This window comes from Streptomyces sp. NPDC057486 (genome assembly GCF_042802415.1).
GTDB lineage: Bacteria > Actinomycetota > Actinomycetes > Streptomycetales > Streptomycetaceae > Streptomyces > Streptomyces yanii.
In genome coordinates this window covers 47,076-73,174 of record NZ_JBHVEE010000016.1, presented here as the reverse complement: position 1 = coordinate 73,174, position 26,099 = coordinate 47,076, and the positions used below count along the sequence as shown (strand labels likewise).

19 protein-coding genes are annotated in these 26,099 nt (G+C 69.9%); 10 read left to right on the top strand and 9 right to left on the bottom strand.

Annotated elements, in window-relative coordinates:
- Nucleotides 1-7: 7 nt before the first annotated feature.
- The 5 genes from ACFU6I_RS10845 to ACFU6I_RS10825 all read right to left on the bottom strand — a co-directional run bounded on the left by ACFU6I_RS10845 (nt 8) and on the right by ACFU6I_RS10825 (nt 9,376).
- A complete protein-coding gene (locus ACFU6I_RS10845) occupies nt 8-1,606 on the bottom strand; it encodes a sensor histidine kinase (protein ID WP_384363822.1) in 1,599 nt (532 codons plus the stop codon).
- Nucleotides 1,607-1,744: 138 nt separating this feature from the next.
- Nucleotides 1,745-2,425, bottom strand: coding sequence for a response regulator (locus ACFU6I_RS10840; protein ID WP_384363820.1), 681 nt, complete (start codon nt 2,423-2,425; stop codon nt 1,745-1,747).
- 91 nt (nt 2,426-2,516) lie between these two features.
- Nucleotides 2,517-4,544 (bottom strand): M4 family metallopeptidase, encoded by a 2,028-nt coding sequence (locus ACFU6I_RS10835; RefSeq protein ID WP_384363818.1) that lies wholly within the window; start codon nt 4,542-4,544, stop codon nt 2,517-2,519.
- A gap of 984 nt (nt 4,545-5,528) precedes the next feature.
- Nucleotides 5,529-7,535: an ABC transporter ATP-binding protein gene (locus ACFU6I_RS10830; RefSeq protein ID WP_384363816.1), complete on the bottom strand. Its 2,007-nt coding sequence runs from the start codon at nt 7,533-7,535 to the stop codon at nt 5,529-5,531.
- Nucleotides 7,532-9,376 (bottom strand): ABC transporter ATP-binding protein, encoded by a 1,845-nt coding sequence (locus ACFU6I_RS10825; RefSeq protein ID WP_384363813.1) that lies wholly within the window; start codon nt 9,374-9,376, stop codon nt 7,532-7,534. Before ACFU6I_RS10825 ends, ACFU6I_RS10830 begins: the two co-directional genes overlap by 4 nt.
- Before the next feature lie 181 nt (nt 9,377-9,557).
- Between ACFU6I_RS10825 and ACFU6I_RS10820 the strand changes: the two genes are divergently transcribed.
- The 4 genes from ACFU6I_RS10820 to ACFU6I_RS10805 are packed head-to-tail and all read left to right on the top strand — an operon-like array spanning nt 9,558 to nt 13,279.
- The gene (locus ACFU6I_RS10820) at nt 9,558-10,487 is read left to right on the top strand and encodes an ABC transporter ATP-binding protein (RefSeq protein WP_384363811.1); all 930 of its coding nucleotides are present in this window, start codon (nt 9,558-9,560) and stop codon (nt 10,485-10,487) included.
- 1 nt (nt 10,488) lies between these two features.
- Nucleotides 10,489-11,283: an ABC transporter permease gene (locus ACFU6I_RS10815; RefSeq protein WP_384363809.1), complete on the top strand. Its 795-nt coding sequence runs from the start codon at nt 10,489-10,491 to the stop codon at nt 11,281-11,283.
- A gap of 32 nt (nt 11,284-11,315) precedes the next feature.
- On the top strand, nt 11,316-12,605 hold the full coding sequence (locus ACFU6I_RS10810) for a sensor histidine kinase (RefSeq protein WP_384363807.1): 1,290 nt from the start codon (nt 11,316-11,318) through the stop codon (nt 12,603-12,605).
- Between the two features lie 23 nt (nt 12,606-12,628).
- Nucleotides 12,629-13,279 (top strand): response regulator, encoded by a 651-nt coding sequence (locus ACFU6I_RS10805; RefSeq protein ID WP_384363805.1) that lies wholly within the window; start codon nt 12,629-12,631, stop codon nt 13,277-13,279.
- A 24-nt stretch (nt 13,280-13,303) separates the two neighbouring features.
- Here ACFU6I_RS10805 and glgX read toward each other — a convergent pair whose 3' ends face one another.
- Nucleotides 13,304-15,583, bottom strand: a complete 2,280-nt coding sequence (gene glgX / locus ACFU6I_RS10800) for a glycogen debranching protein GlgX (protein ID WP_384363803.1) — start codon at nt 15,581-15,583, stop codon at nt 13,304-13,306.
- A 616-nt stretch (nt 15,584-16,199) separates the two neighbouring features.
- On the opposite strand from glgX, the gene ACFU6I_RS10795 reads away from it, so the two are divergent.
- The 5 genes from ACFU6I_RS10795 to ACFU6I_RS10775 all read left to right on the top strand — a co-directional run bounded on the left by ACFU6I_RS10795 (nt 16,200) and on the right by ACFU6I_RS10775 (nt 21,520).
- Nucleotides 16,200-17,450 (top strand): Ig-like domain-containing protein, encoded by a 1,251-nt coding sequence (locus ACFU6I_RS10795; protein ID WP_384363801.1) that lies wholly within the window; start codon nt 16,200-16,202, stop codon nt 17,448-17,450.
- A gap of 87 nt (nt 17,451-17,537) precedes the next feature.
- The gene (locus tag ACFU6I_RS10790) at nt 17,538-18,305 is read left to right on the top strand and encodes an enoyl-CoA hydratase/isomerase family protein (RefSeq protein WP_266981313.1); all 768 of its coding nucleotides are present in this window, start codon (nt 17,538-17,540) and stop codon (nt 18,303-18,305) included.
- Nucleotides 18,306-18,556: 251 nt separating this feature from the next.
- Nucleotides 18,557-19,072 carry an ATP-binding protein gene (locus ACFU6I_RS10785; RefSeq protein ID WP_384363799.1) on the top strand — a complete coding sequence of 172 codons (516 nt, stop codon included), beginning with the start codon at nt 18,557-18,559 and terminating at the stop codon, nt 19,070-19,072.
- Nucleotides 19,073-19,496: 424 nt separating this feature from the next.
- Complete coding sequence (locus ACFU6I_RS10780) at nt 19,497-20,309, top strand: polysaccharide deacetylase family protein (RefSeq protein WP_384363797.1); 813 nt, start codon at nt 19,497-19,499, stop codon at nt 20,307-20,309.
- A complete protein-coding gene (locus ACFU6I_RS10775) occupies nt 20,309-21,520 on the top strand; it encodes a beta-propeller fold lactonase family protein (RefSeq protein WP_384363795.1) in 1,212 nt (403 codons plus the stop codon). The genes ACFU6I_RS10780 and ACFU6I_RS10775 overlap by 1 nt, the downstream gene beginning before the upstream one ends.
- Nucleotides 21,521-21,540: 20 nt before the next feature.
- Here ACFU6I_RS10775 and ACFU6I_RS10770 read toward each other — a convergent pair whose 3' ends face one another.
- Nucleotides 21,541-22,179, bottom strand: a complete 639-nt coding sequence (locus ACFU6I_RS10770) for a GNAT family N-acetyltransferase (protein ID WP_384363793.1) — start codon at nt 22,177-22,179, stop codon at nt 21,541-21,543.
- A 142-nt stretch (nt 22,180-22,321) separates the two neighbouring features.
- On the opposite strand from ACFU6I_RS10770, the gene ACFU6I_RS10765 reads away from it, so the two are divergent.
- Nucleotides 22,322-22,537: an EF-hand domain-containing protein gene (locus tag ACFU6I_RS10765; protein WP_037690105.1), complete on the top strand. Its 216-nt coding sequence runs from the start codon at nt 22,322-22,324 to the stop codon at nt 22,535-22,537.
- A 205-nt stretch (nt 22,538-22,742) separates the two neighbouring features.
- On the opposite strand, the gene ACFU6I_RS10760 is transcribed toward ACFU6I_RS10765, so the two are convergent.
- On the bottom strand, nt 22,743-24,230 hold the full coding sequence (locus ACFU6I_RS10760) for a carboxylesterase/lipase family protein (protein WP_384363791.1): 1,488 nt from the start codon (nt 24,228-24,230) through the stop codon (nt 22,743-22,745).
- A 371-nt stretch (nt 24,231-24,601) separates the two neighbouring features.
- Entirely contained in the window at nt 24,602-26,092 is a 1,491-nt protein-coding gene (locus tag ACFU6I_RS10755; RefSeq protein WP_384363789.1) for a long-chain fatty acid--CoA ligase, read from the bottom strand.
- Between the last annotated feature and the right edge of the window lie 7 nt (nt 26,093-26,099).

Sequence of the window (26,099 nt, the reverse complement as noted above, 5' to 3'; positions counted from 1 at the left end):
GTCCGGTCTACTGGTCGTCCCGGCGGCGGTTCTCGTCCGGGACGTCGACTCCGATCGACTTGTCCACCAGTCGTCCCTCCTTGAAGCACAGTCGGTAGACCGGCGTCGCGTCGTACTTCTTGGTCCGGTAGTAGACACAGTCGTCCACCCCGGCCGGCTCGGGACGCAGGCCGTCGGGCGCGCCGTCCAGCGTGTGGCTGGGCAGGCGCGTCTCGACGTCCGCCCGGGAGTCACCGACCTTGATCAGATCGAACTGGCTGCGATCCAGGACCGAGTGGGACTGGACATAGAACTGGAAGACGAACATCAACACCCCGAGAACGGCCAGCACACTGACCGGCGCGACGATCACCTGCACCAGACCGCGCCGCACACGCTGCCGGGCCCTGCTCAGTTCGCGCGCCGAAGTGGACGGGGCGGGCCCGGCAGCGTCGGATATCTCGGGGGCCTCCAAGGCCGGCGAGAGCCGTGCGATCACCGGCAACCTCGCAACCAATTCGAACCCCCCGTCGTCGAGTGGGCCGTGAGCGAGTGACCCGCCGGCGAGCCGCACCCGCTCGTCGAGACCCACCAGCCCGGTGCCGCCCGAAGCGATCCCCGGTAGGCGGCGGCCCTCTGCACGCGCCGCATTGGTGATCACGACCGTCAGAGTCGGCTCCTCGTCCATCGAGATGCGGATGTCGACCTCTGCGCCCGGGGCGTGCTTGGCAGCGTTGGTGAGTGCCTCCTGCACGATCCGGTGCAGGGCACGCTCTGTCATTCGCGGCAGCCCGGAGAGAGGTCCGGGCGCATGAAGAAGCACTGTCATCCCGGACGACCGCGCCCGCTCGACGAGCTCGGCGACCGACTCGTCGGACGGCACCGTGGGCGCGGCTTCGCCGTCGGTCCGCAGTATGCCGATGATGTCGCGCAGCCTCGCGGTGGCGTCCGCCGCCGCCTGGCGCAGTTCCCCGGCCGAAGCCTGCTGCCTCCGATTCAGCGACGGGTCGACTTCCAGCGCTGCCGCGCGGACCGCGATGAGCGACAACTCGTGCCCGAGAGAATCATGCATGTCTCCGGCGATGCGGGACCGCTCCCGTATCCGCTCCCGATCCGCTGCCGTGTGCTTCTCGCGCTCCATCCGGTCGGCCAGCTGCCAGCCCGTCCGGATCAGCTGGGCGTAGTGCCGCGCGTACCGTCCGATCAACCAGGGCACCACGACCGCGAACAGCAGTGTGATCACCAGGGTGAACCACTCCCAGAGCTCGGCGCCCGCGGTGAGAGTGATCACCAGGCCCACCGCGGCAATACCCGCGAAGCTGAACAGCGCCGGCCGGGCCCCCGCCGACCGGCGACCGGCGAAGAAACCGAGAGCGATCAGCGCCGTGGAGTACGACACGGTGTACAGCTCGCGCGAGTCGGCGAGGCTGAGAGCGACCGCGATGCCGAGCGCTGCCAGCGGCCATGCGCGGTGGACCAGTATGGCTATACCGAGCGCGCCCACTCCCACGCCCACGGACAGCCATGACCCGCCGTCCGACGGGCCGTTCCACACCAGCACGGGCCCGGACAGAATTGCCCAGACGGCCAGGTCGGTGACGTAGTCCCGCTTTCGTTCCCTCAGCATGGTCTTTACCTTGCCCGAGCGCCTGGCACCGAGTCCCCTGACGAAAGTGAAGGGTGGAACCTGTCTTTCGTCCGATGAGCCGGGCGGGGCCGGTTCCGTAGTTTCGTCGGCATGACCAAGTCGACCGGACTGAACGGATCAGTGTGCGGGCCCGGACCCCTCGTCGGTGTCACCGACGATTCCCGCTTCGTACGCAAGGATTGCGAGCTGCACCCGGTTCTTGAGCCCGAGACGGCTCAGGACCGCGCTGACATGGGCCTTGACGGTGCCCTCGACGACATACAGCTTTGCGGCGATCTCCGCATTGGAGAGGCCTGCGCCGACGAGCGCAACGACGTCCCGCTCGCGCGCCGTCAACGGCTCCAGCGCGGCTCTGGCATCGGCGGCCCGCGACAGCCGGCCCGTACCGAGATGTGCGATCACCCGTTGAGCCACTTCGGGGGAGAGGAAGGCCGCTCCCTCTGCCACGGCCTGCACCCCCGCGATCAGTTCGCGCGGATTACCGGACTTGAGGACGAAGCCGCTCACTCCCGATCCCAGTGCCCGTGCGATGTATTCGTCCTCGGAGAAGGTGGTGAGCATGATGAGCGCCGTCTCGGGCAGCGTCCCGCGCAGCTCGGCCGCTGCCTGCAGGCCGTCGAGGCGGGGCATCCGGATGTCGAGGAGGGCCACATCGGGCCGGTGCTTCCGGGCGAGTTCGACAGCTTCGTGTCCGTCCCCGGCTTCTGCGACGACCTCGATGGCGGGGTCGGTGGCGAGGATCGCCCGGACACCCGCGCGGATCATGCTTTCGTCGTCGGCAAGCAACACCCTGATCATGCGGCTCACCCTACGGCGAACCGCCCGGGAGGAATGAGAGCTCCTCCCGGGCGGGACCACCGCATCACGTGCGCGGAATGCGGCGCTGGGTTCAGAAGGTCAGCTTGAAGCTGTTGATGGCGCCGGTGTCACCCGAGTAGACGTCCTGGACCTTCAGCTTCCAGGTGCCGTTGGCGACCTCGGACGATGCGTTGACGGTGTACGTCGTTTGGACGTTGTCCGCCGAATCGGAGATCGAGGAGTTCTTCAGCCGGTAGGCCGTGCCGTCCGGAGCGACGAGGTCGATGACGAGGTCACCGCGCCAGGTGTGGGTGATGTCCACGCCGACCTGCAGGGTGCTGGGCGCGTTCCCCGTGATTCCGGTGACGTTGACCGAGCTGGTGACGGCCGCGCCTGCGTCCGGGATGGCGACGCGGGTCGTGTTCTGGAAGACCGTGCCGCCGGTGCCGCCACCGGAGCGCGAGCCGACGTTGACGCCGGCCCAGGCGTCGGCGACCGCCTTGTACTCGGCGCTCGTCGTGCCGTACAGGTCACCGGCCGCGGCGAGGGTACCGGTGCGAGCGGCCGCGTAGTTCGTCGTGGAACTGAACTTGGTGCTGAGCGCCTTGAACCAGATCAGCGCCGCCTTGTCGCGGCCGATGCCGGTGACCGGCAGACCGTCGGAGGTCGGGGAGTTGTACGAGACACCGTTGATGGTCTTGGCGCCGCTGCCCTCGGAGAGGAGGTAGAAGAAGTGGTTCGCGGGACCCGAGGAGTAGTGGACGTCCACTCCGCCGATGCCGGAGTACCAGGCGTCCTTGGACGCGCCGTCCTTGCTCGGCTTGTCCATGTAACGCAGCGGGGTGCCGTTGCCGTTGATGTCGATCTTCTCGCCGACCAGGTAGTCGCCCTTGTCGGTGGCGTTGTTGGCGTAGAACTCGACCGCGGCAGCCATGATGTCGCTGGTCGCCTCGTTGAGGCCGCCGGACTCGCCGCTGTAGACCAGGCCGGCGGTGGCGGAGGTGACACCGTGCGTCATCTCGTGCGCGGCCACGTCGAGTGAGGTCAGCGGTGCGGCGTTGCCGCTGCCGTCCCCGTAGGTCATGCAGAAGCAGCTGTCGTCCCAGAAGGCGTTGACGTAGTTGTTGCCGTAGTGGACGCGGGAGTACGCGCCGACGCCGTCGCCCCGGATGCCGGTGCGGCCCTGCACGTTCTTGTAGTAGTCCCAGGTCTCGGCCGCACCGTAGTGCGCGTCCGCGGCGGCCGTCTCGGCGTTCTGCGGAGTTCCGTCGCCCCACACGTCGTCGGAGCCGGAGAAGAGCGTCCCGGTGCCGGACGTGCCGTGGTTCAGGTTGTACGTCTTGTGGTTGCCGCGTCCGGTGTCGGTCAGCGTGTACGACGGTGCGGTGCCGAGCGTGACCTGGCCGCTGTACTGGGTGTTGCCGGTACCGGTCTCGATGGCCTGCCACTCGTAGAGCTTCGCACCGGTGGAGGCGTCGGTCACGACGTGCAGTTCATTGGGGGTGCCGTCGTGCTGGAGTCCGCCGACGACGGTCTCGTAGGCGAGCTGCGGCTTGCCCTGGGCCATCCAGACCACCTTGCGCGGTGCCCGGTCGGCGACGGTCTTCTTGGAACCGGCGGCCTTGGCCGCACCGAGAGCCTGTGTCTCGGCCTTGGCCGGGGCGACGTCGGCGGCGGTGTCGACGGCCTTCAGCTGTGCAGAGGTGACTTTGGACGCCTTGGTGACGCCCTCGGTCTCACCGGCCTTGGACTCCTGGACGATCAAGTCGCCACCGAGGACCGGAAGCCCGCTGAAGGTGCGCTCGTAACGCGTGTGCGTGGTGCCGTCGTTGTCCTGGACGACATCCCGGACGACGAGCTTCTCCTGAGAGCCGAGACCGAGCTCCTTGGCCGTGGCCGCCTTGCTCGCGTTGGCCTCGCGGATCAGCTCGGCACGCGCGGAGGGGGAGAGCTGCTTGGCCAGGGCGCCATGCTTGGCGTTGGTGGCGACCGGGGCAGCGGCGGCGGAACCGCCGGCTGTGGCGGTTGCCGTGCCTGTCTGGACTCCTACGGCGAGGAGGGCTGCTACGGCTATCAGAGCGCCGGTCGCGGTGGCGCGACGGCTGGGCGTGGATCTCACGCGGACTCCTTCTGCGAGGGGGGTACCGGCGGCTGGGTGAGCCGACCGGGCAGGGCAGGCGGTACGCGGAACGGGGGAAGAGTGTCAGCAGATGGACGTTCCTGTCAGGACCGCGTCAACAAGTTGGCCGGAATTCGTCCGCTGCCAGGAAGGTCATGTTCGTTAAGCGGACGTTTCGCCGATCGTTACCGGGAGGGTGCCCATGGTCCGGAGCGGCCGATTTCGACGAGCGGGTCCGGGTCGAGCTCGAACACATCGTGCTCGAACGGAGCGTTCGGCGCGGGGTCGTGGTCACCGGCCGGAAGTGTCTTGAATTGTGGCTCGTTCTGAATGGGTCAGCCCTTGTCGTGCAGCAAAGACCAGGTAAAGCGTCGGGCGACGCGGTCGCCCGCGGCGGCTTCCGCTCGGTTCGCAAGGGCAAGAAGGGCAAGAAGGGCAAGAAGGGCAAGGGTAAGGAGGAGGGAGGAGGCGGCTCGCGGTGGCTCGCTCTGCGTGCCGTGCGGGCCCCGGGTTCAGAAGGGAGTTGGCTCCCTTGAGGACCGGCGTGTGAGGACCGGCGTGTGAGGGACGGCCGGCACCGCGCGGGCCGGGGCGAGTCGCCGAACTTGCCGAGATCGCCGGGCGGTCCACGCGGGCCTCGGGCGAGTACCCCCGGCCGTACGCGACTTCAGCGGCACGGCTCCACACCGACGGCGGCGAGCGCCGTGCGAAGTCCTCGATCGGTGGCAGAGCGTGCGGTGATCCGCACGGTGACCCGGACCACGCCCGGCAACACAGGGAGCTCCTGGCCGAGGCGCGGACGGCCCCGGGAACACGTGCTGTTCCTGGGGCCGAGGTGACGACATGGCAGCGCGACGGGGCGGGGTCCGGCCTGCAACGGCACCTGGCCCACCGCTCCCGAGCCGGTGCGCGGCACCGCCCGCACCGGCAGGTCGTCCGCCCCGCGTGGTTGGCCGACGTCAGTGGTTGTCGCCGGGAAGCGGGTCAGGCCAGGCTTTCCCGCCAGGCGCGGTGGAGTCCGGCGAACCGGCCGGTACCGCCGATGAGTTCGGACGGGGAGCCGTCCTCAACGATCCGGCCGTGCTCCATGACCAGTACCCGGTCCGCGATCTCCACGGTCGACAGCCGGTGGGCGATCACGACCGCGGTGCGGCCGTGCAACACCGTGTCCATGGCCTGTTGCACGGCGCGCTCGCCGGGGATGTCGAGGGAGCTCGTCGCTTCGTCGAGGATCAGGACCGCTGGGTCCGCGAGCAGGGCGCGGGCGAAGGCGACCAGCTGGCGCTGGCCCGCCGAGATCCGCCCGCCCCTCTTGCGGACATCCGTGTCGTACCCGTCGGGCAGTCCGCTGATGAAGTCGTGCGCGCCGATCGCCTTCGCGGCCCGCTCGATCTCCTCGCGAGAGGCCTCTGGACGGCCGATGGCGATGTTCTCGGCGACCGTCCCCGAGAAGAGAAACGCCTCCTGGGTCACCATCACGACACCGCGCCGCAGTTCGGGCGTGGCCAGATCACGCAGGTCCGTCCCGTCCAGCAGCACCCGGCCGTCGGTCGGGTCGTAGAACCGGGCCAGCAGCTTGGCGAGCGTCGACTTCCCGGCTCCTGTCGAGCCGACCACGGCCACGGTCTGCCCCGCAGGGATCGTCAGATCGAAGCGGGGCAGCACTTCGCCGCCCGTGCGGTAGGCGAATCTCACCGAGTCGAAGGAGACCTCCCGCCCCGGGTGCTCACCCGTGCGGGCAGGCAGCTCCCGCGGGTTCGTCGTCTCGGGGACGGTGGGCGTCTGGGCCAGCAGTCCCGCGATCTTCTCCAGCGAAGCCGCTGCCGACTGGTAGGAGTTGAGGAACATGCCGAGCCGGTCGATCGGGTCGTACAGCCGTCGCAGGTAGAGCACGGCTGCGGCAAGCACGCCGAGCGCGAGCGTCCCTGAGGCGACTCGGTACGCACCCCACAGCACCATCCCGGCGACCGCCGTGTTGGCGACCAGCCTGGAGCCGACCACGTAGCGCGCCATCTCCAGCAGTGCGTCGCCGTTCGTCCGGCAGTGCCGCTGGTTCAGCCGCTCGAATTCTGTGTCGTTGATGCGCTCGCGACGGAACGCCTGGACGGGACGGATCCCGTTGATCGTCTCCGCGAACTTCACGATGACCGATGCGATCGCTGTCGACCGGGCGGCGTAGATCACCCCGGCGCGTCGCTGGTAGAGCCGCACCAGCAGATACAGCGGTACGAACGAGAGGACGGCGACCGTTCCGAGCCCGAGGTCCAGCCACAGCAGCAACAACGAGATGGAGATGAAGGAGAGCACGACGCCGATCAGTTCCTGCAGCCCCTCGCTGAGCAGCTCCCGCAGCGACTCCACATCCGTGGTGGACCGGGAGATCAGCCGACCCGAGGTGTAGCGCTCATGGAAGTCCACGCTCAGTGCCTGCGCGTGACGGAAGATCCGCCCCCGGAGATCGAGCAGCACGTCCTGGTTGATCCGGGCAGAGGCCTGGATGAACGCGTACTGCATGCTCCCCGCGCCGGCCGAACAGAGCGCGTAACCGATGGCCACGGCGATCAGCGGTCCGTAGTCCTTGTCGCGGAGCGCGGGTACGCCACTGTCGATGGCGTAGGCGACGAGCAGCGGGCCCACCTGGACCGCGGCCTGCTGGATCAGCAGGAACAGCGCGGCCACCACCACCCTGCCCCTGAGCGGGCCGAGCAGGGAAAGCAGCAGGGCGCGGGTCGCGCCGCGCGGAGTGGGCAGGTCGTCCTGGTCGAAGGGGTCCTGGGCGCCGGATGCGGAGCCGGGCTCGGGCGCGGCCTGCGGCGGCTTCCGTGCGGTGCCGTCCGGTCCTGTTGCCGGCCGGTCACGGGTCAGGGTGTCCGTGTCCGTACCCCTGGCCGCCTCTGCAGTGCCGGTGGTTGCGTCGGTGCCGCTCAGGTGCTCGTTCTTCTCGTCGCTGCCGCCCGCTCCCGCGGGGCGTCCGGTCGTTGCGTCGGTCATCGGGTGCTGTCCTTCTCGGCAGGGACGACCATGGCAGGCATGCCGTCGGTGGACAGGAATTCGGGTGTGTCCCCGGCGCCGGACATCAGCCAGGCGTACTCGGCGTTGCTGCGCAGCAGTTCCTGGTGGGTGCCCACGGCGCTGATCCGGCCCTCGGACAGCAGCGCCACCCGGTCCGCGAGCATCACGGTGGACGGCCGGTGGGCGACCACGATGGCGGTGGTCGACTCGAGCACGCGCCGCAGGGCGGCCTCCACCAGCGTCTCCGTATGCACGTCCAGGGCGGAGAGCGGATCGTCGAGCACCAGGAAGCGCGGCTGCCCGACGACGGCGCGAGCCAGTGCGAGGCGCTGCCGCTGGCCTCCGGAGAGACTGAGCCCCTGCTCGCCGACCTGGGTGTGGATGCCTTCCGGCAGGTCGTAGACGAAGTCGGCCTGGGCGATCGAGAGCGCCCGCCGCAGCTCTTCCTCGCCGGCGCCGTCGGCGCCCATGAGAACGTTCTCCCCGACGCTCGCCGAGAAGAGCGTCGGCTCCTCGAACGCCACGGACACGAGCTCACGCAGCTGTTCGCGCCGCAGGGCGGTGATGTCGGTGCCGTCCAGCGTGATCCGCCCGGCGGTGGCGTCGTGCAGCCTCGGGACGAGGGCGGTGAGCGTCGTCTTTCCCGATCCGGTGGCCCCGACCAGGGCCATCGTCTCGCCGGGGCGGATCCGCAGATCGATCCGGGTCAGCACGGGTGCGGAGCCCGGCTCCGCGTCGGGGTAGCGGAACTCGACCCCTTCGAAGACCATTCCGCCGTCCGCGTGCTGCTGCGAGTTCGACGGGGAGGACTCCCCGGTGGTCTCGCGTTCCTCCGCCACATCCATCACCTCGAAGAACCGCTCGGTCGCCGTCGCCGACTCCTGACTCATCGCCAGAAGGAAACCGATCGACTCGACCGGCCAGCGCAGCGCGAGAGCGGTCGACAGGAACGCCACCAGCGTGCCCGCCGAGAGATCTCCGTCGGCGACCTGGATCGTGCCGAGAACCAACGCCGCGCCGATCGCCAGCTCCGGGATCGTGGTGATGAAGGCCCAGATGCCGGCCAGCAGCCGGGCCTTGTCGAGTTCGGTGCCGCGCAGTCGCTGCGAGAGGCCGCGGAAGGCCAGGGCCTGGCTCCGGTGCCTCCCGAAGCCCTTGATGATCCGGATGCCGAGGACGCTCTCCTCGACGACCGTCGTCAGATCGCCGACCTGGTCCTGGGCCTTGCGCGCCACCACCGCGAACTTCGTCTCGAAGACGGAGCAGAGAATCACCAGCGGCACGACCGGTACGAGCAGCACCAGGCCCAGCGTCCACTGCTGCACCAGCAAAATGATGAAACCCGCCAGGATGGTGGTGGCGTTGACCAGGAGAAACGTCAGCGGGAATGCCAGGAACATGCGCAGCAGCATCAGGTCCGTGGTTCCGCGCGACAGCAGCTGTCCGGACGGCCAGCGGTCGTGGAAGGCCACCGGCAGCCGTTGCAGATGCCGGTACAGGTCGGCCCGCATCGAAGCCTCGACGCCCGCCAGCGGCCGCGCCACCAGCCATCGCCGCAGCCCGAAGAGCAGTGCCTCGGCGATGCCCAGCACCAACAGGTACAGGGCACCGAGCCAGACTCCGCCCGGATCACGGTGCGCGACCGGGCCGTCCACGATCCACTTCAGTACGAGGGGTATCACCAGGCCGAGGCAGGAGGCGACGATCGCCACGGCTGCCGCTCCGAACAGGCGGATACGTACAGGCTTCACGTAAGGCCACAACCGCAGCAGGGAGCGCGCGGCGGACCGGTCCTTGGGCTCTACATGTGTTTCGGGCATCAGGGGCGAGCCTACGGTTCACCTCTGACATCGCTCATCTGGTTTTCGTCGCTCTGTCGACATCTCGCCCCCAATGGCCCGAGGCTGCCCGGTCGTACCACGGAGTCAACCGATCGGCGGATGTCTTTCCGAGCGTGATGGCCGATGCCGCGCGGGGCCGCCCGACGGGATCCTCGCACCCATGGCAATCATCGAAGTGAACGCGGTGCACAAGGCCTACGCCGGGCGCACCGTGGTGGACGGCGTGACGTTCGCCGTCGACGAGGGGGAGATCTTCGGGATTCTCGGCCCCAACGGCGCGGGCAAGACCACGACCGTCGAATGCGTCGAGGGGCTGCGGATCCCCGACGCCGGTACGGTCCGGGTTGCCGGACTCGACCCCGTCGCCGACCACGACCGGGTGACGCGCCTGCTCGGCGCCCAGCTCCAGGAGAGCGAACTGCAGGCCAAGCTCACGGTCCGCGAGGCACTGGAGCTGTACAGCGCCTTCCATCAGGACCCCGCCGACTGGCGGTCCCTGGCCGAACGTCTCGGTCTGCACACCAGCCTCACCACCCGGTTCGCCAAGCTGTCGGGCGGTCAGAAGCAGCGGCTGTCCATTGCCCTCGCGCTGATCGGCAACCCGCGGGCCGTGGTGCTCGACGAGCTGACCACCGGACTCGATCCGCGGGCCCGCCGTGATACCTGGCAACTGATCGAAGAGGTGCGCGACAGCGGTGTGACCGTCCTCCTCGTCACCCACTTCATGGAGGAGGCCCAGCGGCTCTGCGACCGGATCGCCGTGATCGACAAGGGGCGGGTCGTCGCCCTCGACACCCCGTCCGGCCTGATCCGCAAGGCCGGCAGTTCCACCGTCATCTCCTTCGCTCCCTCGCAACCGCTCGCCCCCGACGATCTGGCGGCGCTCCCCGCAGCGGCATCGGTCGAGCAGAAGGGCGGCCGGATCGTCATCAACGGCACCGACGAGACCGTCAACGCGGTGATCTCGCTGCTGGCCCGGCGCCGCATCACCGCACATCAACTGCGCGTCTCCGAAGCGACCTTGGACGACGCCTTCCTCGACCTCACCGAGACACGGACAGAAGCAGCAGACACGGAACAGGCGGCCTGAGATGACCACACCTCTCGCATCGAACCCTGCGGCCCCCACCGCCCCCTCTTCTGCTTCGGCCCCCTCCCTGGCCGTCCTCACCTGCGAGGCCCGGCTCTTCCTCCGCGAGCCCGGCAGCCTCTTCTGGATCCTCGTCTTCCCGACCGTCCTGCTGACGATCCTCGGTCTGGTCCCGTCCTACCGGGAAGCCGACGACGGCCTCGGCGGCCGCCGTGTCATCGACCTGTATGTGCCGGTGGCCGTACTGCTCGCCATGATCATGTCCGGGCTCCAGGCCATGCCGCCCGTCCTTGCCGGCTATCGCGAGCGGGGCATCCTGCGCCGTATGTCGACCACTCCGGTACGTCCGTCCGCCCTGCTCACCGCGCAGATCGCCTTGCACGGCGCCGCCGCCCTGGGCTCGGCCGTGCTGGCTCTGACCGTCGGCCGGATCGCCTTCGACGTACGGCTGCCCGGTCAGCCCGCCGGCTACCTGCTCGCCCTGCTTCTGGCGACCGCGAGCGTCCTCGCCCTCGGCGCCATGGTCAGCGCGCTCTCCCGGACCACCAAGGTCTCCGCCGCCGTCAGCTCGGTCGTCTACCTCGTGATGATGTTCACCGCGGGGGTCTGGCTACCGGTCCAGGCGATGCCCGATGTGCTCCGCCGGATCGTCGAGTGCACTCCCTTCGGCGCGGCCTCCCAGGCGCTGGACCGGGCGGCCTCCGGCGGCTGGCCGGGCTGGACGCATCTGGGGGTGATGGCCCTGTGGACGGTCCTGCCGGCTGCCGCGGCCGCCCGCTGGTTCAAGTGGGAGTGACGCTTCCGGCCGGTCCGGGGCAGACTGCCCCCATGGGAACGGGGCGCACCGGCGGGGATGCCGCAGCGGTCACCACGGCCGAGCAGGGGTGGGAACAGTTCTTCCGGTACGGGCCGTACGGTCTGCTCGGGCTGGCCACCGTCGTCTCGGCGATGTCCGCCGACCTCATCATGAGCCGTACCGGGACGTACGTGGCCGGGGTGCTGGTCCCAGTGGCGCTGGTGCTCCAGCTCGGGTGGGGCCGGCGCCGGAGCCGGGACCGGTCTGCCGGGCGGTCGCGGGCCGCGCAGTTCTACTTCGCCGTACGCACGGTCGTCGCCTTCGTGCTGACCTGGTGCAACCCGTTCTTCTCCATGTTCGCGCTCCTCGGCTACTTCGACGCGGCGCGGCTCCTCCCCAAGCGGGCCGCACGCGTCGGGATGCTGGCCACCGCCGTCACCATGGCGGGCTCCCAGTGCGGCAGCGGTTTCCCGCCGGACACGCTCACGAACTGGACGGCCTTCGGCATCCTCCTCGCCCTGCACAGCACCCTCGTCCTCGTCTTCGCACAGCTCGACACCCGGCAGGCAGAGCACGCCCGCACCCAGATCGACACCATCGCCGAACTGGAGTCCGCCAACGCCCGTCTCGAACAGGCCCTGGCGGAGAACGCGGGCCTGCACGCCCAACTCCTCGTCCAGGCCCGCGAGGCGGGCGTCGCCGACGAGCGGAGCCGGCTGGCCGCGGAGATCCACGACACCATCGCCCAGGGGCTGACCGGCATCATCGCCCAGCTCCAGGCGGTCACCTCCACCGCCGATTCCGACCCGGCGCTGGCCCGCGAGCACTTCGACCGCGCTGCCGCGCTCGCCCGCCACAGCCTCGGCGAGGCACGCCGGTCCGTGCGTAATCTGGTCCCCGCCGCACTGGCCCACGACGATCTGCCCGAAGCTCTCGAGAAGACGGTCGCGAGCTGGGCGGAACGGGTCGGCGTACGAGCGGAGTTCACGGTGACCGGCACCGCCGAACCGCTGCACGACGAGGTCGGGGCCACGCTGCTGCGGATCGCGGAGGAGGCCCTCGCCAATGCGGGACGCCACTCCGGGGCCTCCCGGGTCGGCGTCACGCTCTCCTTCATGGGCGACGAAGTCACCCTGGACGTGCGGGACGACGGCTGCGGCTTCGATCCGGTGGCCCTGCCGCCGTACCGGGGAACGGACGGTTTCGGTCTCAGCGGCATGCGCGCCCGCGCCGAACGGATCGCGGGCGCCGTCGTGGTGGAGTCGGAACCGGGCAACGGAGCGGCCGTCTCGGCCCGCGTCCCCCTCGTGCCTCATCAATGACCAGGGCGTACGGTGGTACCGCCATGGCTGACGAGACCGCACGCACCATCACCCTCATCGTCGTCGACGACCACCCCGTCGTACGGGACGGTCTGCGCGGCATGTTCGAACCGGCCCCCGGCTTCGAGGTGCTCGGCGAGGCGGCCGATGGCGTCGCGGGAGTCGATCTGGCCACCCGGCTCGACCCCGACGTCGTCCTGATGGACCTGCGGATGCCCGGCGGGGGCGGGGTCGCCGCGATCGCCGAGCTCACCCGGCGCGGCGCACGTTCCAAGGTGCTCGTCCTCACCACGTACGACACCGACTCCGACACCCTGCCCGCGATCGAGGCGGGCGCGACCGGATATCTGCTCAAGGACGCGCCCCGCGAAGAGCTGTTCACCGCCGTGCGCGCCGCCGCCGATGGACGCACCGTACTGTCGCCCGCGGTCGCCTCCCGGCTCCTCGCGCGGGTACGCAGCCCCGCCGCCGCGGGTCACGAGGCGCTGTCCGCGCGGGAGCGCGAGGTGCTCGAACTGGTCGCCAAGGGGACCTCGAACCGGGAGATCGCCGCCGAACTGTTCATCAGCGAGGCAACGGTGAAGAGCCATCTCACGCACATCTTCGCGAAACTGGGCGCCAAGGACCGCGCCGCGGCCGTCGCGACCGCCTACGAGCGCGGCATCCTCGGCTGAGCCGGCCGTCCGCCCTGTTCCGCATCACTCCCTGACGCGCAGCAGCACCACAGCCCTTCCCGGCACCGTCAGCACCTCGGAGCCGCGGTGCACGGTCCCCGGAGCGGTGGACTGGTCCTCCCGCGAGGTGTCCAGCACCAGTTCGTACGCCTGCGCCCACGGCGGACCGGGAAGCCGGAAGCTGCTCGGGCGGTCGGCGGCGTGCAGGATCGCCAGGAAGCTGTCGTCCGTGACCTGTTCGCCGCGCGCATCCCGGCCCGGGATGTCACGCCCGGAGAGATAGAGCCCGACGGTCGCGGCCGGTGCGTACCAGTCCTCCTCCGTCATCTCCGTCCCCTGCCGGGTGAACCACGCGAGGTCCCGCAGCCCGTCCGCGGCCTGCGGCCGGCCGGAGAAGAAGGCGCGGCGGCGCAGGACCGGATGGGTGTGGCGCAGCGCGAGCAGCCGCGCCGTCAGCTCGGTCAGTTCCCGCCACTGCGGCTGGTCGAGCAGCGACCAGTCCAGCCAGCCGATCTCGTTGTCCTGGCAGTAGGCGTTGTTGTTGCCGCCCTGCGTCCGGCCCATCTCGTCGCCCGCGACCAGCATCGGCACCCCGGTCGACAGCAGCAGGGTGGTGAGCAGATTGCGCAGCTGGCGGCGGCGCAGCGCGTTGATCCCGGGGTCGTCGGTCTCGCCCTCGGTGCCGCAGTTCCAGGCCCGGTTGTCCGACGTACCGTCCCGGTTGCCCTCGCCGTTGGCCTCGTTGTGCTTCTGCTCGTAGCTGACCAGATCGCGCAGCGTGAAGCCGTCGTGCGCGGTGATGAAGTTGACCGATGCGTACGGGCGGCGGCCGCCCCACGCGTACAGATCGCTGGAACCGGTCAGCCGGTAGCCGAGGTCCCGTACGTCGGGCAGGGCCCCGCGCCAGAAGTCCCGTACGGCATCGCGGTAGCGGTCGTTCCACTCCGTCCACAGCGGAGGAAAGGCGCCGACCTGGTAGCCGCCGTTGCCGACGTCCCATGGCTCCGCGATGAGCTTCACCCGGCGCAGCACCGGGTCCTGGGCGATCACCGCGAGGAACGGGGACAGCATGTCGACGTCGTGCATCGAGCGGGCCAGCGCCGCCGCCAGATCGAAGCGGAAGCCGTCGACGCCCATCTCGGTGACCCAGTACCGCAGCGAGTCGGTGATCAGTCGCAGCACATGCGGCTGCACCACATGCAGGGTGTTTCCGCAGCCGGTGTAGTCGGTGTATCTCCGGGCGTCGGACTGGAGCCGGTAGTAGCCGCGGTTGTCGATGCCGCGCAGCGACAGCATCGGACCCAGCTCACTCGCCTCCGCCGTGTGGTTGTAGACCACGTCGAGGATGACCTCGATCCCGGCGTCGTGCAGCGCCCGCACCATCCGCTTGAACTCGCCGACCTGCTGGCCTCCCGTACCGCTCGCCGAGTAGTCCGCGTGCGGGGCGAAGTAGCCGATGGAGTTGTATCCCCAGTAGTTGTGGAGTCCGCGCCGCAGCAGGTGGTCCTCGTGGGCGAACTGATGCACCGGCAGCAGCTCCACCGCCGTCACGCCGAGCCGCGTCAGATGGCCGATGGCCGCCGGGTGGGCGAGTCCGGCGTATGTGCCCCGGAGTTCCTCCGGGATCTCCGGGTGCCGCTTGGTGAATCCACGGACATGCAGTTCGTAGATGACGGAGTCGGCCCACGGGGTCTTGGGGCGCCGGTCCTCCGCCCAGTCGTCGTCGTCGTGGACGACGACACCCTTCGGTACGTACGGAGCGGAGTCCCGTTCGTCCCGGACGGTGTCGGCGATCTGTTGCTGCGGCCAGTCCCGCACATGGCCGTAGACCTCGGCCGGGAGGGTGAACGAGCCGTCCACCGCACGTGCGTACGGATCGAGCAGCAGTTTCGCCGGGTTCCAGCGGGCACCCGTCCAAGGGTCCCAGCGGCCGTGCACCCGGTAGCCGTACCGCTGACCCGGCTGTACATCCGGCACGAAACCGTGCCAGATCTCATGGGTCAGCTCGGTCAGCGGGAGGCGTGTCTCGCCCCCCTCCTCGTCGAAGAGACAGAGTTCGACCGCCTCGGCCCCGCCCGCCCAGAGCGCGAAGTTGGTGCCCGCCACCCCGTCCGGGCCCACCCGGAAACGGGCTCCGAGCGGCATCGGCGCACCGGGCCACACGGCCGGAGGCCGCTGCCCGCCGTCGAGAGCCCGCTTTTCCAGCGGGCCGGTCCCCGCCTCTGCCCCCGCCTCCTTCGACGTCCGCTCCAGAACCTTCCCGACCGACTCCCGCACTGCCTCCTGCTCGGCTGCGCTCGACACCTCTCAGCCTCCCGCGGCTCATCGGACCCGGCGCCGAAGAGGAGCGCACGGCGTCCCGGCCGCGGCTCCCCGAATGTGGTCCTTCCCTCTGTTCTGCCCACAGCGGGGCCCGCACTCACGTTTCCCCCGGCCGGCCCTGGTCGTTGCAGGGCGTGAACCACAACGCGAGGAAGGCAGGGGCGAGCACGGTCACCGCGCTGACATGGGCGGGACCGCTCGCCGTACTGGCCGCGCCGTTCGTACCGACCGGTTGACCTGACAACGGAAGGACAGGCATGTGGCGCCCGACAACGGGCTCGACGGACGGAACCTGAACCGGACCCGGTGGAAGGCGGCCTCCGCGGTCCGTTGAAGCGCGTCCGCGCCGAAGCTCCCCGGGACCGCCCGAGGGTGTTCCGAACCGGGACGGGCCGGCGGGCGCCATCGCGTCCCTACCAGGCGTCACCTGGTGGAGTCCTGGGACAACTTGGGACTGAACGGTGACATCCTTGGGGGGATCTCTCAAAGGTCCGTGTGATTTCCTTTCGCTAGCGCGCATGTGCAGCGCGCGGGGGTAGGAGCCTGCAGGCTCCCGGGGCCATGGCGGGGCCAGGCCGTGTGAGGGGAGACGACCACATTGAACGGGCAGCCGATATCGGGGACATCGGCCGGGGCGGACAACGGACGGCGTGGTCGGGGGACCACCAAACTGCCGGCCCTGGTACTGGGTGCGCTGCTGTTGCTGGTGACGGCGTGCGGCGGGGGAGACACCGACGCCGGGAACAAGGGTGGGAAGAGCGGCGGCAGGAGCGCGGACACGACCGCCTCACAGGCGGTGGTGACCGTCGCGCCCAAGGACGGTGCCGACTCGGTCGCCACCAGCGGGGCGCTGAAGATCTCCGCCGAGCAGGGCAAGCTGACCACGGTCGAGGTCGCGGACCCCAAGGGAGTCGAGGTCGAGGGCAAGATCGCGGCGGACGGCGCGAGCTGGGAGCCCGAACAGCACCTGGCCGCGGCGACGAAGTACACGGTCCACGCGATCGCCAAGGACGCCAAGGGCCGTGAGTCGGCCAAGGACACCACGTTCACCACGCTGGTCCCGAAGAACACCTTCATCGGGCAGTACACGCCGGAGGACGGTTCCACGGTCGGCGTCGGCATGCCGGTCTCGATCCACTTCACCCGCGGTATCACCGACCCCGAAGCGGTCGAGAAGGCCATCGAGGTGACGGCGGAGCCGGCGGTACAGGTCGAGGGCCACTGGTTCGGCAACGACCGCCTGGACTTCCGCCCGGAGAAGTACTGGGCCGCGGGCACGAAGGTGACCGTGAAGCTCAACCTCGACGGCGTCGAGGGACGCCCGGGGGTCTACGGCAAGCAGGCCAAGACGGTCTCGTTCACCATCGGCCGCAGCCAGGTCAGCCATGTCGACGCGAGCACGCACCGGATGAAGGTCGTCCGTGACGGCAAGCAGATCAAGAACATCCCGATCTCCGCGGGCGCCGCTGCGACCACCACGTACAACGGTCAGATGGTCATCAGCGAGAAGCTCAAGGTGACCCGGATGAACGGTGACACCGTCGGCTTCGGCGGCGAGTACGACATCAAGGACGTGCCGCACGCGATGCGTCTGTCCACGTCGGGCACCTTCATCCACGGGAACTACTGGGGCGCGCCCTATGTCTTCGGTTCGACCAACACCAGCCACGGCTGCGTCGGTCTGCAGGACGTGCGCGGCGCGTGGAGCAAGAAGACCCCGGCTGCCTGGTTCTTCGACAACTCGCTCATCGGCGACGTCGTGATCGTGAAGAAATCCCACGACAAGACCATCCAGCCGGACAACGGCCTCAACGGCTGGAACATGGCCTGGGCGGAGTGGACCAAGTAGTTCGCGAAGCGCGACATGACGGCGGGTCCGGTGCTGTGACCAACAGCACCGGGCCCGCCGTCGTTAGCGGCGGTTAACCTGCCTCTCATGACCGTAACCCTCGAAGCAAGCGACGGCGTCGGCACGATCCGGCTGGACCGTCCGCCCATGAACGCCCTGGACGTCGCCACCCAGGACCGGCTGCGTGAACTCGCCGAGGAGGCGACGCGGCGCGACGACGTGCGCGCCGTCGTCCTCTACGGCGGTGAGAAGGTGTTCGCGGCGGGCGCGGACATCAAGGAGATGCAGGCGATGGACCACACGGCGATGGTCGTGCGGTCCAAGGCGTTGCAGGACTCCTTCACCGCGGTGGCCCGCATCCCCAAGCCTGTCGTCGCCGCCGTCACCGGTTACGCGCTCGGTGGCGGCTGCGAGCTGGCGCTCTGTGCCGACTTCCGGATCGCCGCCGACAACGCCAAGCTGGGCCAGCCCGAGATCCTGCTCGGCCTGATTCCCGGCGCGGGCGGCACCCAGCGACTGGCCCGGCTCGTCGGCCCGTCCAAGGCCAAGGACCTGATCTTCACGGGCCGTCACGTGAAGGCCGAAGAGGCGCTGGCGATCGGCCTGGTGGACCGGGTGGTGCCCGCGGCCGAGGTGTACGAGCAGGCGCACGCCTGGGCAGCCCGGCTGGCCAAGGGGCCGGCTCTCGCGCTGCGCGCGGCGAAGGAGTCGGTCGACGCGGGGCTGGAGACGGACATCGACACCGGTCTCACGATCGAGCGCAATTGGTTCGCCGGTCTGTTCGCCACCGAGGACCGTGAGCGCGGTATGCGCAGTTTTGTCGAAGAGGGTCCGGGCAAAGCCAAGTTCCTCTGACCGAATGCCAGTTGGGTACAGACTGCCGCGGATTCATCCGTGCGAGCGGATTGGCTGAGCCTTGAGGGAACCTTGAGGCTCAGCGCTCGGATGACCCCGGCAACCCCGCGCGGACGGGGTATACGCGCAGGCCAGCGGCGGTATCGAGCGTCGCATTCTGCCGCTGGCATATGCCTGACGACCACTACGGAATGTCCCATTCCGGGGTAGGGATTCCCTCGGAACGGCCCCGGAGTGCCCGCTGTGCGGCCATGATGGTGGACATGGCGGGCCTGGAGGGTGTGGAACAGCCGCGGCAACGCGGCGGCGCGACTGCGGCACGCTGGATGCCGGCTGTCGAGGACGAACAGGCGTTCAAGGCGCTGGAGTTGTTCGGAAATCCGGCGGAGGAAGAAGTCCGGCTGCCCTCCCGTCCGGAGTCCGCGGCCACCGCCCGGCGGCTCACCTCCTGCGTGGTGCTGCGTCAGTGGGCGCTTTCCCCGCAGACCGCCGAGCATGCCGTTCTGCTCGTCTCGGAACTCGTCGGCAATGCGGTACGGCACACAGGTGCGCGCATTTTCGGGCTGCGGCTGCTGCGCCGTCGCGGCTGGATCCGGATCGAGGTGCGCGATCCCTCGCGCGGGCTGCCGTGCCTCATGCCGGTCCAGGAGATGGACATCAGCGGCCGCGGGCTCTTTCTCGTCGACAAACTCTCCGACCGCTGGGGAGTGGATCTTCTGCCGCGCGGCAAGACCACCTGGTTCGAGATGCGGATCTCCGACCGCTGAGCCGATCCGGCCCCGCCCCTGCGCCCTCTGTGACGACACCCGGCACGACGCACAGAAGCCCCCGGTCGGCCGTGGTGCGGCGCTGCGGGGGCTTCTGTGTGGGGGCCGTGAAATGGGGGGTGTGTTCACGGCCGCTCTGGACGACCTGGCCCGGGTCAATGGGGGTCGTGGAACCGACTATGGCAGATGGGCGACCCAGGATCCAAAGGGGCTAATCGGATAAATATGGTCAGATCGTGACTCTTCGCTAGTGAATCGTAGGTGTGATGGGTCACTGGCCTGGCAATGAGTGAATGATTATGTGATTCGACGGGTGAATCATCGAGTAATCGAGCCATTGGCGGCACTTCCTTCGTGACTCGGGAAGGAGTGCGAATGTGGGCGATTGTTAGTTTTCTGACATTTCGCACCTACTGTTCTGCCCATGAAGGCCTCCGAGACGCCGGTCCACCGCCGCAGCACACTGCGTGCGGGTGCAGGGGCAGCCCTGGCCGGCGTCCTTGCGGCGGGATGTTCGGACGAAGGCGGCGCTCTCCACACCTCGGCGAAGACCCCGGCCACCACCCCCGCGACGACACCCGGGGGTGCGAAGCCCACGGCCACGCACCCCGCACCCGCCCCGCACCGCTTCCCCGGGCAGCCGGTCCAGATCGACCACGGGCCCCGTAACCGCGCCCGCGTCGCCCTCACCTTTCACGGCCAGGGCGACCCCGCCATCGCCCGGACCGTGCTCGCCGAGGCGGAACGGGCCCACGCCCGGATCACCGTCCTCGCCGTCGGCAGCTGGCTCGACGAGCACCCCGACATGGCCCGCCGGATCCTCGACGGCGGCCATGACCTCGGCAATCACACCCAGCACCACGCCGACATCTCGGCGATGGGCGAGTCCGAGGCATACGCGGAGATCACCGGCTGCGCCCAACGGCTGCGCCGGCTCACCGGCTCCATCGGCACCTGGTTCCGGCCCTCGCGCGCCCAGTACGCCACCCCGCTCGTCCAGCGCCTCGCCCACCGGGCGGGCTACCCGCACGTCCTCTCGTACGACGTGGACTCCCTCGACTTCACCTCTCCCGGCGCCACGGCCGTCACCCGCAAGGTCGCCGGGGAGATCCGCAACGGATCGGTGGTGAGCCTGCATTTCGGCTACGCGGACACGGTCGCCGCACTGCCGGTCCTCCTCACCGAAATCGACCGCCGCGGACTGCGCGCGGTGACGACCACGGAGCTGCTGACCTGATGCTCACCACCACGCGCACCGCGGCCCTGCTCGGTGGCATCCTCATCGCCGTTCTCACGGGCTGTGGCAGTCCGGCCGAGAAGGGGGCGCCCGAGGCCGCCGGCACCGAGGCCGCCGCACCCCGCCCCGTCCCGGGGAATGCCACACCGGAGCAGGCCGTCCCCGGACGCGTCACGTCGCCCGGGCTCGCCGGGATGCCGCCGGTACTCGATCCCAAGGACGTGTACGCGGCCGACCGGCCAGGAAATATGTCGCCGGCCGTCAAGGGCTTCCCGGCACGGATCTACGTACCCAACACCAACTCCAACACGGTGTCGGTGATCGACCCGAAGACGTACAAGGTCATCAAGACCATCCCGGTCGGACACCAGCCGCAGCACGTCGTCCCGTCCTGGGACCTGAAGACGCTCTGGGTGAACAACGACCTCGGCGACAGTCTCACGCCCATCGACCCCGCCACCGGGAAGCCCGGAAAGCCGGTCCCCGTCTCCGACCCGTACAACCTGTACTTCACGCCGGACGGCAAGTACGCCGTCGTGATGGCCTCGATGGACCGCGAGCTGGTCTTCCGCGATGCCCACACCATGAAGACGGCCAAGACCGTTCCGGTCGACTGCTCGGGCGTCAACCACGCCGACTTCTCCATGGACGGCCGGTACTTCATCGTCTCCTGCGAGTTCTCCGGCGAACTCCTCAAGGTCGACACGGCGAAGATGAAGATCATCGGCCAGCAGAAGCTGCCGTTCAAGGGCGCCATGCCCCAGGACGTGAAGCTGTCGCCGGACGGCAGTACGTTCTACATCGCGGACATGATCGCGAACGGCATGTGGGTGCTGGACGGGAAGAAGTTCACCACCCCGAAGCTGCTGCCCACCGGCAAGGGGGCCCACGGGCTCTACATCAGCCGGGACTCCAAGGTGATGTACGTCTCCAACCGCGGCGAAGGGACCATCTCCGTCTTCGACTTCGCACGGAACAAGCTGACGAAGAAGTGGCGCCTGCCGAACGGCGGCAGCCCGGACATGGGCGGTGTCTCACCGGACGGCAAGGTCCTCTGGCTGTCGGGGCGTTACAACGCCGAGGTGTACGCGATCGACACGGCCACCGGAAAGCAGCTCGCCCGGATCCCGGTGGGCAGCGGACCGCACGGACTCGCCGTCTACCCGCAGCCGGGCCGCTACTCGCTCGGCCACACCGGCGTCTTCCGCTGACCCACCGCAGAGTCCGTGACTCAGCCCGCGACCAGCAGCGCCTCCGAGCCCACCGGACGGTAGCCCGCCGCCTGGAACGTCCGCACACTGCGGGCGTTCCCCGGCGACTGCTGCGCCCACACCACCTCGTCGGGCACCAGGTGCCGGGCCGCCCGCGCCAGGTGCTCCCCGAGGCGGCGGCCGCGCGCCTCCTCCGCCACCTCGATCGCCGTCTCCCAGCGGCCGGCGACCCCACGGCCGAGGATCAGCACCCCGCCGTCGGCCGCCCAGACCCGGACCTCGTCGCGGAACTTCATCGCCCGCGCCACGCGCGGGTGTTCCGGGTCCTCGATCTCCCGGAGCCCGATCCCCGGCTCGCCCGGCAGCGCGCTCGCGACGGTCAGCAGATCGATGGTGTTCATGTGCCGGCCGGTACGGGCCAGCAACGCGCCCAGGAAGTGCGGGTTCATCGTCGCGGCGAGCGCGTCGCCCGGGGTGCCGGCCAGCGTGGCCCTCACCCAGTCCGGATCCTCGTCGGTGAACACCACCGAGTGCGCGGTGAAGGCCAGCACCCCGGCGTCCCGTGCGTTCGGCTGTGCCACCACGGTCGTGGAGCCGTCCGGCGGCGGGAACCGCCCGTGTGCGGCAGCCGTCAGGATCTGGGCCAGTGCGTCGGTCATGATGTGTTCCCCTCCCGGGTTCCCGGTCCTGTCCGCCGTCCGCGGACACCCACCCATGATCGACGACCGGCCGCCGCAATCGGTGCCCCTCGCGCCCGTTAATCTGACCTCCGTCAGTTAGGCATTACGAAGGGGCGGAACAGTGGCGGACATCGAGTCGGCGCGCAAGGCGTTCGAGCGGTACGACCTGAACGGCGACGGTCTGATTTCGGCCGCCGAGTACAAGAGCGTGATGGCTCAGCTGGGTGACCCCTACGTCACCGAGCCGGTGGCCCAGGCCGTCATCAACTCCCACGACACGAACGGTGACGGTCTCCTCACCTTCGACGAGTTCTGGGCTGCCCAGAACAAGGGCTGATCGCCGGAAGGACCCCCGGCCCCGCCCGGCCGGGGGCCGCCGGACCACCGGCCGCCCCACCCTCCGGGCGGACGGCTTGCGCCGGAGCGGCAACGGAGCGGAACCGGTCACGCACCTGTCCGGCCCGCGGTAGCCGCAGCACCCTCGGGCAGCCGCGGATCAGCCGGGGCCGCTCCTTGCGCACGCCGCCGGGCCCGTGGGGACCCTACGGCCTCTCCTTCCGGTAAGGCGCCCAGCCGCGCAGTTCGTCGTTGCGCGGGGCGTGCACCACAGTGGGCGCACCGGGGCCGAAGACCATCACCGGGCGGGACGCGTCCCAGGACGGCCAGCCGGGGTCGCCGGTCGCGGCGAACCGCACCCAGGCCGCATGCATCGCGTCGGCCAGCTCCTGCGGGGCGTTCTCGCCGGTCAGGGCCATGGCCTCGGGCCGGTCGAGGGTGTCGAAGACGAAGCCGATCTCCAGTGCGTGACAGGCACCGAGCTGTCGTACCGGCGTCCGCCAGCCGAACTCGTACAGGAAGGTACGGCCGGAACTGCCGCTGCGGGCGTCCGCCAGCCGGTTCAGAGGCACGCGCAGCAGAAGATCGGTGGCGAGCGCACCGAGCAGTTCACCAGGAGTGGCCCCGGGGCGGTTCGCACGGTACGTACGCGCCGTGGCGCCCGGCACCTTGAACTTCAGCAGCGCCAGACGGAGTGTGAAGCGGCTCAACCGTTCGGTCAGCCCGCTGGGGACGAACCAGAGCCGGTACTCCTCGGTGTTCGTCCCCATCAGCAGATCGATCCCGGCGGCAGCACCCTCGCGCAGGGCCTCGGCAGGGTCGTGGGGCAGCAGATCGCCGTCCACCACGATCTGGAAGGAGTTCCCGCCGGTCAGCGGGGTGCCGCCGCCCGTCACCTCGGTCTGCGCAGCCAGCAGTCCGGCCGGGTCGACCGCGGCCAGAGCCTCGGCCGTCGCAGCGACGCCCAGCCGCTTCGCGATCAGCTCCGTGGTACCCCGGCCGGCCTCCGGGGAGAGCGCGGCCGGCGCACCGCTCTGCAGCACCGCCCGCCGGAACAGTCCCTGTGAGCGCGGCGCGGCGAGCAGCGCCCCGATGGAGATCGCGCCTGCCGACTCGCCGCACACCGTGACCTGCCGCGGATCGCCGCCGAACGCCGCGATGTTCTGCCGCACCCACTCCAGGGCCGCCAACTGATCGAGCAGACCGCGATTGGCGGGGGCGTCGGGGAAGACGCCGAACCCTTCGATACCGAGACGGTAGTTGACCGACACGAGCACCACGCCGTCACGGGCGAACGCCGCCCCGTCGTACAGCTCCACGGCCGACGAACCGTGCAGCAGCGAACCGCCGTGGATCCAGACGAGCACGGGCAGCCCGGCCCGGGCGGGGGACGGCGTCCACACATTGAGGTTGAGGCAGTCGTCGCCCGGCACTTCGGGGTCGGGCAGCAACTCGTCCAGCGGAGGGGAGTAGGGCCGCTTGGGGGCGGTGGGCCCGAACGCCACCGCCTCCCGCACGCCGTCCCAGCGCTCCGGCGGCTCCGGCGCCCGGAAGCGGCGCGGACCGACCGGAGCGGCCGCGTACGGGATGCCGCGGAAGACGGCGACGCCCTGTTCGAGCGCACCGCGCACCACGCCGTGGACCGTACTGACCAGCGGAGATGTCCCGGCTATCGGGGGAGGTGCGGCAGTCATGAGGTGGCTTCAGCCCTTCTGCGGCGCGGCGGTGGCGGTTTCGCCGACGGGGTGGTGGTCGGGACTGCGGAGAGGGACAGGGCGACGGCCGAAGCTCCGGCCGGATGACGGGTGACGGACCCGTCGGGGCACGTCCACCTCGACCGGTGAGTCGATACGTACCCGCTCCGGTGCCGCATCCACCTGGACCAGGCCGTACGGGGCCGGTACCGCACCCCGCCCCCCGGAGAGTCCACCGGGCCGTCGGGCGACGAAGCTCAACTTCTCGGTGACGGAGAGGTGTTCACCGGGTCCGGTGCGGGCTGCGGGTGCGGTCCTGGGCGTGCGGGGGCGGTGATGGCGGATTCTGCCTCCGGGCGGGCGGGACGCGATCAGGACGAGGCGGTCAGGGCCCGCTTGAGGACCTTGCCGGTGGGGCCGAGCGGCAGCGTCTCGGTGAACCGGACGATCCGCGGGTACTTGTGACGGCCGAGCCGCTCCCGGGACCAGGCGATGAGTTCGTCCGCCGTCACCGGGCCGGCGTCCGTGCGCACCACGACGACCGCGCAGATCTCCTCGCCGCGCTTCTCGTCCGGCACTCCGATCACCGCCACCTCGGAGACCGCCGGATGCCGGACGAGCACCTCTTCGACCTCGCGCGGATAGACGTTGAACCCGCCCCGGATGACCAGTTCCTTCTTCCGGTCGACGATCGACAGGAAGCCGTCCGCGTCCCGCACTCCGAGATCCCCGGTGCGGAACCAGCCGTCCACCATCGCCGCCGCCGTCGCCTCGGGGTCGTCGAGATAGCCCGCGAACACATTGTGTCCGCGCACCACGATCTCGCCGGTCTCGCCGTCCGGCAGCAGTCGCACCCTGTCGTCGACCGCCGCGTCCGCGACACCGACCTCGACACCCCAGACGGGGTGCCCGACCGTGCCGGGCCGGCGGCCGGTCTGTGGCTGGTTGAACGTGGCGGCGGGGGACGTCTCGGTCAGCCCGTAGCCCTCCAGGACCTGGGTCGAGAACGTCTTCTCGAAGCGTTCGAGCACAGCTACGGGGAGTGCGGCGCCGCCCGAAACCGCGGCCCGCAGGGCGATGTTCGGCCCGGTCCCGTGCTGCGCCGCGGCCTCGACGAGCGCGTGGTACATCGTGGGTACTCCCATGAAGACCGTGACGTTCTCGGCGGCCAGCAGTTCCAGCGCGCCCGCACCGCTGAACCGCCGCATCAGGACGAGCGTCGCCCCGGCCCGCAGCGTCGCGTTCATCGCGCAGGTCTGCCCGTAGCTGTGGAACAGGGGCAGACAGCCCAGGATCACGTCGTCGACGCCCGTGCCCAGCAGGTCGGTGGCGATCACGGACGCGTTCATGACGATGTTGAGGTGCGTCAGCCGGGCTCCCTTGGGCCGGCCGGTCGTTCCGCTGGTGTAGAGGATCGCCGCGGTGTCGTCCGGCGCGACGGGCTCCGGCGCGGGCAGCGGTGTGCCACCCGTCGGTACACCGTGCACCGCCCGTACGCCCGCGGCGCGCGCCCCCTCCTCGGCCACCGGCCACAGCGGACCGTCGCTGATCAGGGCCACGGAACCGCTGTGCCGCAGCACGTACGCCACCTCGTCGGCGACCAGCAGCGCATGCACGGGCACGACCGTCGCACCGGCGGCGAGCGCCCCGTAGTACGCGTACAGGAACTCCACCGCATTGGGCAGCAGCACCGCCACCCGGTCGCCCGGCCGTACCCCGGACTCGCGCAGCGCCCCCGCGCAGCTCAGTGCCTGCGCCCACAGGTCCCGGTAGGTGATCCGCGCACCCGAGTCGACCACCGCGACGCGCTCGGGGTACCTGCGGGCCGACTCACGCAGGACAGTGGCAACGCTGAGAAACATGACACGC

Excerpts from the sequence above, each read along its gene's own strand:
- ACFU6I_RS10770 (WP_384363793.1), bottom strand. The coding sequence starts at position 22,179 with ATGACCGACGCACTGGCCCAGATCCTGACGGCTGCCGCACACGGGCGG.
- ACFU6I_RS10810 (WP_384363807.1), top strand. The coding sequence starts at position 11,316 with ATGGGAACGGGGCGCACCGGCGGGGATGCCGCAGCGGTCACCACGGCC.
- ACFU6I_RS10830 (WP_384363816.1), bottom strand. The coding sequence starts at position 7,535 with ATGACCGACGCAACGACCGGACGCCCCGCGGGAGCGGGCGGCAGCGAC.
- ACFU6I_RS10790 (WP_266981313.1), top strand. The coding sequence starts at position 17,538 with ATGACCGTAACCCTCGAAGCAAGCGACGGCGTCGGCACGATCCGGCTG.
- ACFU6I_RS10805 (WP_384363805.1), top strand. The coding sequence starts at position 12,629 with ATGGCTGACGAGACCGCACGCACCATCACCCTCATCGTCGTCGACGAC.
- ACFU6I_RS10780 (WP_384363797.1), top strand. The coding sequence starts at position 19,497 with ATGAAGGCCTCCGAGACGCCGGTCCACCGCCGCAGCACACTGCGTGCG.
- ACFU6I_RS10825 (WP_384363813.1), bottom strand. The coding sequence starts at position 9,376 with ATGCCCGAAACACATGTAGAGCCCAAGGACCGGTCCGCCGCGCGCTCC.
- ACFU6I_RS10815 (WP_384363809.1), top strand. The coding sequence starts at position 10,489 with ATGACCACACCTCTCGCATCGAACCCTGCGGCCCCCACCGCCCCCTCT.
- ACFU6I_RS10755 (WP_384363789.1), bottom strand. The coding sequence starts at position 26,092 with ATGTTTCTCAGCGTTGCCACTGTCCTGCGTGAGTCGGCCCGCAGGTAC.
- ACFU6I_RS10820 (WP_384363811.1), top strand. The coding sequence starts at position 9,558 with ATGGCAATCATCGAAGTGAACGCGGTGCACAAGGCCTACGCCGGGCGC.
- ACFU6I_RS10775 (WP_384363795.1), top strand. The coding sequence starts at position 20,309 with ATGCTCACCACCACGCGCACCGCGGCCCTGCTCGGTGGCATCCTCATC.
- ACFU6I_RS10785 (WP_384363799.1), top strand. The coding sequence starts at position 18,557 with ATGATGGTGGACATGGCGGGCCTGGAGGGTGTGGAACAGCCGCGGCAA.
- ACFU6I_RS10845 (WP_384363822.1), bottom strand. The coding sequence starts at position 1,606 with ATGCTGAGGGAACGAAAGCGGGACTACGTCACCGACCTGGCCGTCTGG.
- ACFU6I_RS10760 (WP_384363791.1), bottom strand. The coding sequence starts at position 24,230 with ATGACTGCCGCACCTCCCCCGATAGCCGGGACATCTCCGCTGGTCAGT.
- ACFU6I_RS10840 (WP_384363820.1), bottom strand. The coding sequence starts at position 2,425 with ATGATCAGGGTGTTGCTTGCCGACGACGAAAGCATGATCCGCGCGGGT.